At 52.3% G+C, this 11,540-nt stretch carries 13 protein-coding genes; 11 read left to right on the forward strand and 2 right to left on the reverse strand.

Going from position 1 to position 11,540, the window contains the following annotated elements; all coding sequences use genetic code 11:
* Positions 1-4 precede the first annotated feature (4 nt).
* Genes FQZ95_RS18145 through FQZ95_RS18160 form a run of 4 tightly spaced genes read left to right on the forward strand, consistent with a single transcriptional unit; the run spans position 5 to position 2,403 of the window.
* A complete protein-coding gene (locus FQZ95_RS18145; RefSeq protein ID WP_000877915.1) occupies positions 5-520 on the forward strand; it encodes a fimbrial protein in 516 nt (171 codons plus the stop codon).
* Positions 517-1,005, forward strand: coding sequence for a fimbrial protein (locus tag FQZ95_RS18150; protein WP_032184722.1), 489 nt, complete (start codon positions 517-519; stop codon positions 1,003-1,005). The genes FQZ95_RS18145 and FQZ95_RS18150 overlap by 4 nt, the downstream gene beginning before the upstream one ends.
* On the forward strand, positions 1,002-1,541 hold the full coding sequence (locus FQZ95_RS18155) for a fimbrial protein (protein ID WP_032184720.1): 540 nt from the start codon (positions 1,002-1,004) through the stop codon (positions 1,539-1,541). The genes FQZ95_RS18150 and FQZ95_RS18155 overlap by 4 nt, the downstream gene beginning before the upstream one ends.
* Position 1,542: 1 nt before the next feature.
* Entirely contained in the window at positions 1,543-2,403 is an 861-nt protein-coding gene (locus FQZ95_RS18160) for a StfH/YfcO family fimbrial adhesin (protein WP_032184718.1), read from the forward strand.
* 54 nt (positions 2,404-2,457) lie between these two features.
* On the opposite strand, the gene smrB is transcribed toward FQZ95_RS18160, so the two are convergent.
* Positions 2,458-3,009 carry an endonuclease SmrB gene (gene smrB, locus FQZ95_RS18165; protein WP_000730533.1) on the reverse strand — a complete coding sequence of 184 codons (552 nt, stop codon included), beginning with the start codon at positions 3,007-3,009 and terminating at the stop codon, positions 2,458-2,460.
* 164 nt (positions 3,010-3,173) lie between these two features.
* Here smrB and prmB point away from each other — a divergent pair, with 164 nt between their 5' ends.
* From prmB to FQZ95_RS18195, 6 genes are read left to right on the forward strand one after another with little or no spacing between them, the layout of a single operon-like run.
* Positions 3,174-4,106 (forward strand): 50S ribosomal protein L3 N(5)-glutamine methyltransferase, encoded by a 933-nt coding sequence (prmB, locus tag FQZ95_RS18170; RefSeq protein ID WP_001298774.1) that lies wholly within the window; start codon positions 3,174-3,176, stop codon positions 4,104-4,106.
* A 34-nt stretch (positions 4,107-4,140) separates the two neighbouring features.
* Positions 4,141-5,226, forward strand: a complete 1,086-nt coding sequence (gene aroC, locus FQZ95_RS18175; RefSeq protein ID WP_001353064.1) for a chorismate synthase — start codon at positions 4,141-4,143, stop codon at positions 5,224-5,226.
* Positions 5,227-5,228: 2 nt separating this feature from the next.
* Positions 5,229-6,053: a penicillin-insensitive murein endopeptidase gene (gene mepA, locus FQZ95_RS18180; RefSeq protein WP_032303463.1), complete on the forward strand. Its 825-nt coding sequence runs from the start codon at positions 5,229-5,231 to the stop codon at positions 6,051-6,053.
* Positions 6,053-6,862, forward strand: coding sequence for a sulfite exporter TauE/SafE family protein (locus FQZ95_RS18185; RefSeq protein ID WP_160530490.1), 810 nt, complete (start codon positions 6,053-6,055; stop codon positions 6,860-6,862). Before mepA ends, FQZ95_RS18185 begins: the two co-directional genes overlap by 1 nt.
* Complete coding sequence (gene epmC, locus FQZ95_RS18190) at positions 6,862-7,410, forward strand: elongation factor P hydroxylase (RefSeq protein WP_039020353.1); 549 nt, start codon at positions 6,862-6,864, stop codon at positions 7,408-7,410. Before FQZ95_RS18185 ends, epmC begins: the two co-directional genes overlap by 1 nt.
* Positions 7,411-7,443: 33 nt before the next feature.
* Positions 7,444-7,722, forward strand: coding sequence for a YfcL family protein (locus FQZ95_RS18195; protein ID WP_000559764.1), 279 nt, complete (start codon positions 7,444-7,446; stop codon positions 7,720-7,722).
* A gap of 309 nt (positions 7,723-8,031) precedes the next feature.
* Here the strand turns inward: FQZ95_RS18195 and mnmC are convergent, their stop codons facing one another.
* Positions 8,032-10,038, reverse strand: coding sequence for a bifunctional tRNA (5-methylaminomethyl-2-thiouridine)(34)-methyltransferase MnmD/FAD-dependent 5-carboxymethylaminomethyl-2-thiouridine(34) oxidoreductase MnmC (gene mnmC / locus FQZ95_RS18200; protein ID WP_160530491.1), 2,007 nt, complete (start codon positions 10,036-10,038; stop codon positions 8,032-8,034).
* Positions 10,039-10,196: 158 nt separating this feature from the next.
* Here mnmC and fabB point away from each other — a divergent pair, with 158 nt between their 5' ends.
* Positions 10,197-11,417, forward strand: a complete 1,221-nt coding sequence (gene fabB / locus FQZ95_RS18205; RefSeq protein ID WP_000817187.1) for a beta-ketoacyl-ACP synthase I — start codon at positions 10,197-10,199, stop codon at positions 11,415-11,417.
* The last annotated feature ends 123 nt before the right edge of the window (positions 11,418-11,540 follow it).

Raw genomic sequence — 11,540 nt, forward strand, 5'->3', positions numbered from 1 at the left:
TCTTATGAAATACACGTTTCTGGTGGGAACGGGCATTTTTCTCCTGAGCGGCTGGCTGATGGGGAATCTTGCCGTGGCAGCGGAAAGTAAACCGGTGTTATTGACGTTGCGCGTTCTGGTGGATGGGCCACCGCCCTGTTCCGTTAAGGGGAGCAATGTGCAATTTGGCGAAGTCTACATTAGCAAAATCAATGGCACGAATTACCGCACCACGCAGCCGCTTTATACCCTGAACTGTAGTAGCAGGGCTTCAGGTGTTGATGATCTGCGGATGCAGCTTAAAGGCACCACTACCGTGATTAACGGGGAAACTGTTATTGCGACCGAAATACCCGGCCTGGGCATTCGCATTGAAAATGGTGCCGATAACTCTCTGTTCAGAGTGGGTGAAGGTAACTGGTCTGATTTTAATGTTAACCAGTTGCCCAACCTCACAGCGGTGCCGGTAAAACAGAGCGGAGTGCAGCTTACGCCAGCGGAATTTAACGCCAGTATGACGATGGTGGTGGATTACCAATGAAAAAACGCTTGTTACTTTTACTCTGCACCTGCGGTGGCGTTGCGCTGGCGGCTGACGATGACATCACCTTCCACGGTACGCTGGTGGCACCGCCTGCCTGTGCTATCAGCGATGGAAAGACCCTCGAAGTGGAATTTCGCGATCTCATCATCGACAGTATCAACGGAGACTATGGCCGCAAGGAAGTGGTATATGGCCTGAGCTGTGACTCTGACACGCGCGATCCCGAGTGGAATATGACACTCACCTGGACGGGTACGCAGACCGCCTACAATGACTCGGCTATCGAAACAGACGTTCCCGGCTTTGGTATTGAACTTCAGCACGATGGTCAGCCTTTTAAGCTGAATACTCCGCTTACTATTAACGCCACCGATTTTACCCAAAAGCCGAAGCTGGAAGCCGTGCCAGTGAAGTCAGCCGATGCGGTGCTGAGTGATACCACGTTTTCAGCCTATGCAACATTGCGGGTGGATTATCAATGAAGACAGAACGTATTTATTCGCTCGGCTATGGGCTGTTAGCGGGCCTGCTGTTGATCGGCAGCACGCATGCCCTGGCCGTGGACAACAACCTGCATTTTTACGGCAATTTAATTAGCCGCTCTTGTACGCTGGTGGTTGAGAGCGGAAATCTGGCCGAAGTCCATTTTCCGACTATCAGTCGTCGGGATCTTATGGCTGCGGGGGAGTCTGCGCACGTTCCGGTGGTGTTTAAGCTGAAAGATTGTAAGGGGCCTGCGAGTTATCAGGTCCAGGTGACTCTTACCGGTACGGAAGACAGTGAACAGCCTGGTTTCCTGGCGCTGGATACCACATCAACCGCACAGGGCGTCGGGATTGGGATGGAAACGACGGACGGTGTACGGGTGGCGATTAACGACCCAACCGGGGCGAAATTCACGCTTAGCGATGGCAGTAATGACATTAATTTCAGGGCCTGGTTACAGGCGAAAAGCGGTCGGGAAGTGACGATGGGCGATTTTACCGCCAACCTGACGGCGACCTTCGAGTATATATAATATGAAAAAATTACGATTTCTGTTTTACGTCATGCTGGCGCTGTGCTTTAGCCAGGGAGCCCTGGCGAAACTGGGGACAACCTACAATAACGTGATAATCTATTACGGAACTGTTACGGCTACCGCAAAGTTATACTTCTATCTTGATTTGTTGACGACCAATGGGGTTTATCATGGGGAGTATTATCAGGATAGACCTGCGGGTGTTGCTTTTGAGGCTATCCCGAATAGGTCATGGACCGGACCCGGAAACGTGCCCGCACCCAAAATCACGGCCCGTTCGGGTACTTATACTGATGCCTATAAGTGCCCAGGGGTTCTCAACATTGATCCAAATGTTGACTGGAGTTGCTCATATTTAAACCTAACCATAGAAGTTGATGGCTCGGCAGAGACGTGTCCGTGGTTGGTGGGTTTTACGGCTAACAGTTCTGTAAATTTAGTTCTTTCACATAAGGTGGAATACTATAGGGGGCCGACAAGCTATACAACAACGTGTCCGGGTGAGCCATTAACAAACTATGATATCTCCTGGAGTGACGGCCGGGTTGAACACAGTCAACTTTTGAATCTGCAATCGACAGGTTCAGTCATTGAAAAAAACTTATCTACCTATCTGATGAAAGATGGTCAGCTTTGTGATGGCAGTAAAATAGATGAGCGCGGTGCGTATTGCCGCTTTGTCAGTCAGCAAATCACGTTTACGGCTGAAGGGTGCGATGACGCCAGAGTAACAGTCGCGCCAACGCGGCACCCGATAACCGACCGGCAACTGCACGATATGTTAGTGCGTGTTGATACCAGTAACAGGCAGGCAATAGACTCCACGTGTCGCTTTCAGTATGTATTGAATATGTTGTAACATTATTTCACCGACCAGTTAGCTGGTCGGTGAAAGTGCATGTTGATAATGATGTCAGGGCAACTCAGGCGGCAACCACTCTTCCACTTCAATCAACACTAATAAAGCTGCATCACCGCCGTACTCTTTCGGTGCCTGGTGAAACGCCATCACATGGGGATGTTGCGCCAGCCACAGCGGCGTTTGCTGCTTCAAAATATGCTTACCATGACCATGCATCACGCAGGCGCAAAACACATGTTCACGACGGCAGGCGGCAATCAGAGCCCCAAGTTCCTGCTTAGCTTGCAATTGCGTCAAACCGTGTAAATCCAAAAACAATTCCGGCGAATAATCGCCGCGGCGCAGTTTCTTCGCTTCAAAGTGGCTGACATCCGGACGGACATATTTCACCGGACCTTCGGTATTCAATAACGGTTGAAACTCATCGGAGAAATAATGGCTGGCATCGGCCTGTTCCTGAATTAACCGCTTGACCGGTACTTCGCTAATTTTTTTACGCAGCGGCCGATGGACGATGGTGTCCTGCTTTATCTGGCGAGTTCCCGCCATCAACTGGCGGAACAGCGCCTGGTCCTCCTCGCTAAGTGATGATTTCTTTTTCATTTACATCTCTCATTTCTAATTTTCCTACAGTTTACCCGACTCGTCGTCTAATCGATCGTTTTAAACGTATTTTTCCTCACTCACCGCGCGTGAATGCTGATTTATCGTCATCTTCATGGCAAACTAGCCGCCGAAATTAATGCGACCATGCCCTGGAGGAATACGTGGATAAAATTTTCGTTGATGAAGCAGTAAATGAGCTGCAAACCATTCAGGACATGTTGCGCTGGTCGGTGAGCCGCTTCAGCGCGGCAAATATCTGGTACGGCCACGGCACCGATAACCCGTGGGATGAAGCAGTACAACTGGTGCTGCCATCGCTCTACCTGCCGCTGGATATTCCGGAAGATATGCGCACCGCGCGTCTGACTTCCAGCGAAAAACACCGTATTGTTGAGCGCGTGATCCGCCGCGTCAACGAACGCATTCCGGTGGCCTACCTGACCAACAAAGCCTGGTTCTGCGGTCATGAATTTTACGTCGATGAACGTGTGCTGGTGCCGCGCTCGCCGATTGGTGAACTTATCAACAATAAATTTGCCGGACTCATCAGCAAGCAACCGCAACACATTTTAGATATGTGCACCGGAAGCGGCTGTATTGCGATTGCCTGCGCTTATGCCTTTCCGGAAGCAGAAGTCGACGCGGTAGACATCTCTCCTGACGCGCTGGCGGTTGCTGAACAGAACATCGAAGAACATGGTCTGATCCACAACGTCATTCCGATTCGTTCCGATCTGTTCCGGGACTTGCCGAAAGTGCAGTACGACCTGATCGTCACTAACCCGCCGTACGTTGATGCGGAAGATATGTCCGACCTGCCAAATGAATACCGTCACGAGCCGGAACTGGGTCTGGCATCTGGTACTGACGGCCTGAAACTGACGCGTCGTATTCTCGGTAATGCGGCAGATTACCTTGCTGATGATGGTGTGCTGATTTGTGAAGTCGGCAACAGCATGGTACATCTTATGGAACAATATCCGGATGTTCCGTTCACCTGGCTGGAGTTTGATAACGGCGGTGATGGTGTGTTTATGCTCACCAAAGAGCAGCTTATTGCTGCACGAGAACATTTCGCGATTTATAAAGATTAAGTAAACACGCAAACACAACAATAACGGAGCCGTGATGGCTGGAAACACAATTGGACAACTCTTTCGCGTAACCACCTTCGGCGAATCGCACGGGCTGGCGCTCGGCTGCATCGTCGATGGTGTTCCGCCAGGTATTCCGCTGACGGAAGCGGACCTGCAACACGATCTCGACCGTCGTCGCCCTGGGACATCGCGCTATACCACCCAGCGTCGTGAGCCGGATCAGGTCAAAATTCTCTCCGGTGTTTTTGAAGGCGTTACTACCGGCACCAGCATTGGTTTGTTGATCGAAAACACTGACCAGCGTTCTCAGGATTACAGCGCAATTAAAGACGTTTTCCGTCCAGGCCATGCCGATTACACCTACGAACAAAAATATGGCCTGCGCGATTATCGCGGCGGCGGTCGTTCTTCCGCTCGCGAAACCGCCATGCGCGTTGCAGCAGGGGCGATTGCCAAAAAATATCTCGCTGAGAAATTTGGTATTGAAATTCGCGGCTGCCTGACCCAAATGGGCGACATTCCGCTGGAAATCAAAGACTGGTCTCAGGTCGAGCAAAATCCATTCTTCTGCCCGGATCCGGACAAAATCGAAGCCTTAGATGAACTGATGCGCGCGCTGAAAAAAGAGGGCGACTCTATTGGCGCGAAAGTCACCGTGGTGGCCAGTGGCGTCCCTGCCGGACTTGGCGAGCCGGTCTTTGATCGCCTGGATGCCGACATCGCCCACGCGCTGATGAGCATCAACGCGGTGAAAGGCGTGGAAATTGGCGACGGCTTTGACGTGGTGGCGCTGCGCGGCAGCCAGAACCGCGACGAAATCACCAAAGACGGTTTCCAGAGCAACCATGCGGGCGGCATTCTTGGTGGCATCAGCAGCGGGCAGCAAATTATCGCCCATATGGCGCTGAAACCAACCTCCAGCATTACTGTGCCTGGACGCACCATTAACCGCTTTGGCGAAGAAGTTGAGATGATCACCAAAGGCCGTCACGATCCTTGTGTTGGGATCCGCGCGGTGCCGATCGCGGAAGCGATGCTGGCGATCGTTTTAATGGATCACCTGTTACGGCAACGGGCGCAAAATGCTGATGTGAAGACTGATATTCCACGCTGGTAAAAATGAACAAAACTGCGATTGCGCTGCTGGCCCTGCTTGCCAGTAGCGCCAGCCTGGCAGCGACGCCGTGGCAAAAAATAACCCAACCTGTGCCGGGTAGCGCACAATCGATAGGCAGTTTTTCTAATGGCTGTATCGTCGGTGCTGATACGCTGCCGATACAGTCCGAACATTATCAGGTCATGCGTACCGATCAGCGTCGCTATTTCGGGCACCCGGACCTGGTGATGTTTATCCAGCGTCTGAGTCGCCAGGTGAGCAATCTGGGCATGGGTACAGTGCTGATTGGCGATATGGGGATGCCTGCTGGTGGTCGTTTCAACGGCGGTCACGCCAGCCACCAGACCGGACTGGATGTGGACATCTTCCTGCAACTGCCGAAAAAACGCTGGACCTCCGCGCAACTCTTGCGCCCGCAAGCATTAGATTTGGTTTCCCGCGACGGTAAACACGTTGTCCCCACGCTGTGGAAGCCCGAAATTTTCAGCTTGATTAAACTCGCCGCGCAGGACAAAGACGTCACGCGCATTTTTGTTAATCCGGCGATTAAACAACAACTTTGCCTTGATGCGGGCACCGATCGCGACTGGTTGCGCAAAGTGCGACCCTGGTTCCAGCATCGCGCCCATATGCATGTACGATTACGTTGTCCTGCCGATAGTCTGGAGTGTGAAGATCAACCTTTACCGCCACCGGGCGATGGTTGCGGGGCAGAACTGCAAAGCTGGTTTGAACCACCAAAACCGGGAACAACAAAGCCTGAGAAGAAGACACCGCCTCCGTTGCCGCCTTCCTGCCAGGCGCTACTGGATGAGCACGTGATCTAATGGAAACGTTTAATAACCTGTTTATGGTTTCCCCGCTGTTGCTGGGACTCCTCTTTTTTGTCGCCATACTGGCGGGATTTATCGACTCTATTGCCGGGGGCGGTGGGCTACTCACCATTCCGGCATTAATGGCGGCGGGGATGTCTCCGGCTAACGCGCTGGCAACCAATAAACTGCAAGCCTGCGGTGGCTCTATTTCTGCCACTATCTACTTTATTCGCCGCAAAGTGGTTAGCTTAAGCGATCAGAAACTCAATATCGCCATGACCTTTATTGGCTCAATGAGCGGCGCTTTGCTGGTGCAGTACGTTCAGGCTGATGTCTTGCGGCAGATTTTGCCCATTCTGGTGATTTGTATTGGTCTTTATTTCTTACTGATGCCCAAACTGGGAGAAGAAGATCGCCAGCGTCGGATGTATGGACTGCCATTTGCGCTGGTAGCAGGGGGCTGCGTTGGTTTTTACGATGGATTCTTTGGCCCGGCTGCCGGATCGTTTTACGCGTTAGCCTTCGTTACGCTGTGCGGCTTTAACCTCGCCAAAGCCACGGCCCACGCCAAATTACTCAACGCAACGTCAAACATCGGCGGTTTGCTGCTGTTTATTCTCGGCGGCAAAGTGATTTGGGCGACAGGATTTGTGATGCTGGTGGGGCAGTTCCTCGGCGCGCGCATGGGGTCAAGACTGGTGTTGAGCAAAGGGCAAAAGCTGATTCGCCCGATGATTGTTATCGTCTCGGCGGTGATGAGTGCCAAATTACTTTACGATAGCCACGGACAGGAGATCCTCCACTGGTTGGGGATGAACTAATGAATAGTACACACCACTATGAGCAGTTGATTGAAATTTTTAATAGCTGCTTTGCCGATGAATTTAATACCCGTCTGATTAAAGGCGACGACGAACCGATCTATCTTCCTGCTGATGCTGAAGTACCGTATAACCGAATCGTCTTTGCTCACGGCTTTTATGCCAGCGCAATTCATGAGATTTCGCACTGGTGTATTGCCGGGAAAGCGCGCCGTGAGCTGGTTGATTTCGGCTACTGGTATTGTCCGGACGGACGCGATGCCCAAACGCAAGGCCAGTTTGAAGATGTTGAAGTGAAGCCGCAGGCGCTGGACTGGTTGTTCTGTGTGGCGGCGGGATATCCGTTTAATGTCAGTTGCGACAATCTGGAAGGGGATTTCGAACCGGACCGCGTGGTATTTCAACGGCGGGTACATGCACAGGTGATGGATTATCTGGCAAACGGTATTCCCGAGCGTCCGGCACGCTTCATTAAAGCACTACAAAATTATTATCACACGCCGGAACTTACGGCGGAACAGTTCCCGTGGCCGGAAGCGCTCAACTGAAGCCTGCGCCACGTTTTACAATGAGGAAAGAAGATGATCGCGGAGTTTGAATCACGCATTCTGGCATTAATCGACGGTATGGTTGACCATGCCAGTGATGATGAGTTGTTTGCCAGTGGGTATTTGCGTGGCCACCTGACATTAGCCATCGCAGAACTGGAAAGTGGTGATGACCACTCCGCCCAGGCGGTACATACGACCGTTAGCCAGAGTCTGGAAAAAGCCATTGGTGCCGGTGAGTTGTCGCCGCGAGACCAGGCGCTGGTGACCGATATGTGGGAAAATCTGTTTCAACAGGCGTCACAGCAGTAAGTTGTTGGCGTCTGGAGCGTCATGCCTGATGCGACGCTTATCGCGTCTTATCAGGCCTACAGGTTTCACGTAGGTCGGATAAGGCGTTCACGCCGCATCCGACATTGAGTGCATAATGCCTGATGCGACGCTTACCGCGTCTTATCAGGCCTACAGGTTTTACGTAGGTCGGATAAGGCGTTCACGCCGCATCCGACATTGAGTGCATAATGCCTGATGCGACGCTTATCGCGTCTTATCAGGCCTACAGATTTCACGTAGGTCGGATAAGGCGTTCACGCCGCATCCGACAAACGCTGCCAAAGCAGATTACCCTGCCTTAACCGCTTTCCCTTTCAACAACTTCCGCACCCATAACCGATTTGGATTTAACGCCGCCAGCGTATTGCTATCCATCGGAATCGGTTCGTCGCTCATCTGCGCTGCCAGAATCTCGGCACACAGCGGGGCAGAACACAAACCACGCGAACCTAAAGCCGCAAGCATAAAAAGATCGTCATAAACCGGCGCGCTGACCGCGTTGTCTTTCTGTTCCGCCAGAGAGGCATATTCTGCGAGCGTTGCATCATAATCAGGGACATTGCCTACCATTGGCAGATGATCACGAGTGGCACAACGCACACCGCAGCGAGCGTCTTTATCACTGACATCAACCTCTTTTGCCCACTGCGCCTGTGGGAAACAATCAATCAACCGCTGGCGATTCTGCTGCTGATCTTCATCACTGTACGCCGTATCTTCGCTGCCGCGATGATAACTGGCACCAATACAATGATGTTGATTCGTCGGATTTTGTGGCGTGAGGTAACCGTCATAGCACAGCACCTGCTTCAGCTCCGCCAGTTCCGGCGTTGTCGGAATATGGCTGACCTGACCGGCAACGGAATACACCGGCAGAGACGACGTTTGGCTGAAACCGCTGATTTGATGCCCGTTCGCCAGTACCACCACGCTATGCGTCGCTTGCTGATCACCCGCAAAATTCAATAACCAACAGTCATCTTTACGGGATAAATCCTTTAACTGATGTTGATAACAAATCTGCAAACCCTGCTGTTGTGCCAGCTCCAGCACATTACGGGTCAGCTCTGCCGGACACAGCCAACCACCTTGCGGATAAGTAATACCGCTGCAATTTGTCGCAACGCCCGTAATTTGTTCAACCGCCTTAGCATCAACGGCCACAGCCAGTTCTGCGGGTAAATCCATCGACAGCATTTGTGCGATTTTGTGCTGACTTTTCTCATCCCAGCCTAACTGCGTGACGCCGCACCAGTCATGATCAAATTTAACAGGCAATAAATCGTAAAGCCGACGAGCAAAAGTAAATGCATTGGAGAAAAACCGGTTTAGTGCTTCATCATGTTTACTTAAGAGCGGATACAGCGCCCCCTGGCGATTGCCGGAAGCACCGAGCGCGGGGGCCTCATCCGCACAATAAAGCGTTACCTGCCATCCACGACGTAATAGCGCCAGCGACAATAATGCGCTGGCGATACCACCGCCAATAATCGCCGCTTCCCATTTGTTGCTACCCGTACGGTTAAACCACGGCGTGGAGCAGGGGAGGGGTAATGTCTGTTTCATTACCCCACAAAGCATCTCCCGTTTACGCCCAAACCCTTTGCGCTTTTGCATGGTGAATCCGGCTTCCTGCAAACCGCGGCGGACAAAACCGGCAGACGTAAATGTCGCCAGAGTGCCACCCGGACGCGCCAGCCTTGCCATGGCGTTAAACAGATTTTGCGTCCACATATCCGGGTTCTTCGCTGGCGCAAAGCCGTCCAGAAACCAGGCATCTACTTTTTGATTTAGCGAATCGTCCAGTTGGCTGGTCAGTTCGTTAATGTCGCCAAACCATAAATCCAGCGTCACGCGGCCTTCATCGAGCAATAAACGATGGCAACCGGGCAAGGGCAAAGGCCACTGCGCCTGAAGTTTTTCTGCCCACGGTGCCAGTTCTGGCCAGTGTTGATGCGCTAAGGCTAAATCCGCACGAGTGAGGGGAAATTTCTCAAAACTAATGAAATGTAAGCGTTGTAATTGCGCTTGCGGATGAGCTTCGCGAAACTGATCAAATGCCTGCCATAGCGTCAGGAAGTTTAATCCGGTGCCGAAGCCGCTCTCTGCTACCACAAACAGAGGATGCGGATGTTCAGGAAAGCGTGCCTCTAATTGGTTACCCCCAAGAAAAACATAGCGTGTCTCTTCCAGTCCGTTATCGTTGGAAAAATAGACATCGTCAAAATCTCGGGAAACAGGTGTACCCTCAGCATTAAATTCGAGGTTGGCAGGTTGTATGGCGTAGTGTTTCACGTAAGTTACTCGTCTTACAGGCGGTGGCTCGATCTTAGCGATGTGTGTCAGGCTGCGCAAATTTCTCTATTAATTGGCTGATCGGACTTGTTCGGCGTACAAGTGTACGCTATTGTGCATTCGAAACTTACTCTATGTGCGACTTACAGAGGTATTGAATGAAACGTGCAGTGATTACTGGCCTGGGCATTGTTTCCAGCATCGGTAATAACCAGCAGGAAGTCCTGGCATCTCTGCGTGAAGGACGTTCAGGGATCACTTTCTCTCAGGAGCTGAAGGATTCCGGCATGCGTAGCCACGTCTGGGGCAACGTAAAACTGGATACCACTGGCCTCATTGACCGCAAAGTTGTGCGCTTTATGAGCGACGCATCCATTTATGCATTCCTTTCTATGGAGCAGGCAATTGCAGATGCTGGCCTCTCCCCGGAAGCTTATCAGAATAACCCGCGCGTTGGCCTGATTGCAGGTTCTGGCGGCGGTTCCCCGCGTTTCCAGGTGTTCGGCGCTGACGCTATGCGTAGCCCGCGCGGCCTGAAAGCGGTTGGCCCGTATGTGGTCACCAAAGCGATGGCATCTGGCGTTTCTGCCTGCCTCGCCACGCCGTTTAAAATTCACGGCGTTAACTACTCCATCAGCTCCGCGTGTGCGACTTCCGCACACTGTATCGGTAACGCAGTAGAGCAGATCCAACTGGGCAAACAGGACATTGTGTTTGCTGGCGGCGGCGAAGAGCTGTGCTGGGAAATGGCTTGCGAATTCGACGCGATGGGCGCGCTGTCTACTAAATACAACGACACCCCAGAAAAAGCCTCCCGTACTTACGACGCTCACCGCGACGGTTTCGTTATCGCTGGCGGCGGCGGTATGGTGGTGGTTGAAGAACTGGAACACGCGCTGGCGCGTGGGGCTCACATCTATGCTGAAATCGTTGGTTACGGCGCAACGTCTGATGGTGCAGACATGGTTGCTCCGTCTGGCGAAGGCGCAGTTCGCTGCATGCAGATGGCGATGCACGGTGTTGATACGCCAATCGACTACCTGAACTCTCACGGTACTTCAACTCCGGTTGGCGACGTGAAAGAGCTGGCGGCTATCCGTGAAGTATTCGGTGATAAGAGCCCGGCGATTTCTGCAACCAAAGCAATGACCGGTCACTCTCTGGGCGCTGCGGGTGTGCAGGAAGCTATCTACTCTCTGCTGATGCTGGAACACGGCTTTATCGCACCGAGCATCAACATTGAAGAGCTGGACGAGCAGGCTGCGGGTCTGAACATTGTGACCGAAACGACCGATCGCGAACTGACTACCGTTATGTCTAACAGCTTCGGCTTCGGTGGCACCAACGCCACGCTGGTAATGCGTAAGCTGAAAGATTAATTCGGAGTAGGTCGGATAAGACGCGTCAGCGTCGCATCCGACGATACGCGCCAGTGCCGCTTCCGGCACTAAAGAAAAAGGGAACCAAATGGTTCCCTTTTTCACATCATTGACAATCGCCGC

Source organism: Escherichia sp. HH41S (genome assembly GCF_009820115.1).
GTDB lineage: Bacteria > Pseudomonadota > Gammaproteobacteria > Enterobacterales > Enterobacteriaceae > Escherichia > Escherichia coli_F.

What these genes read in the sequence shown, in the direction of transcription:
- FQZ95_RS18145 (WP_000877915.1), top strand. Translation starts at nt 5, where the DNA reads ATGAAATACACGTTTCTGGTGGGAACGGGCATTTTTCTCCTGAGCGGC.
- FQZ95_RS18150 (WP_032184722.1), top strand. Translation starts at nt 517, where the DNA reads ATGAAAAAACGCTTGTTACTTTTACTCTGCACCTGCGGTGGCGTTGCG.
- FQZ95_RS18155 (WP_032184720.1), top strand. Translation starts at nt 1,002, where the DNA reads ATGAAGACAGAACGTATTTATTCGCTCGGCTATGGGCTGTTAGCGGGC.
- FQZ95_RS18160 (WP_032184718.1), top strand. Translation starts at nt 1,543, where the DNA reads ATGAAAAAATTACGATTTCTGTTTTACGTCATGCTGGCGCTGTGCTTT.
- smrB (WP_000730533.1), bottom strand. Translation starts at nt 3,009, where the DNA reads ATGAAAAAGAAATCATCACTTAGCGAGGAGGACCAGGCGCTGTTCCGC.
- aroC (WP_001353064.1), top strand. Translation starts at nt 4,141, where the DNA reads ATGGCTGGAAACACAATTGGACAACTCTTTCGCGTAACCACCTTCGGC.
- mepA (WP_032303463.1), top strand. Translation starts at nt 5,229, where the DNA reads ATGAACAAAACTGCGATTGCGCTGCTGGCCCTGCTTGCCAGTAGCGCC.
- FQZ95_RS18185 (WP_160530490.1), top strand. Translation starts at nt 6,053, where the DNA reads ATGGAAACGTTTAATAACCTGTTTATGGTTTCCCCGCTGTTGCTGGGA.
- epmC (WP_039020353.1), top strand. Translation starts at nt 6,862, where the DNA reads ATGAATAGTACACACCACTATGAGCAGTTGATTGAAATTTTTAATAGC.
- FQZ95_RS18195 (WP_000559764.1), top strand. Translation starts at nt 7,444, where the DNA reads ATGATCGCGGAGTTTGAATCACGCATTCTGGCATTAATCGACGGTATG.
- fabB (WP_000817187.1), top strand. Translation starts at nt 10,197, where the DNA reads ATGAAACGTGCAGTGATTACTGGCCTGGGCATTGTTTCCAGCATCGGT.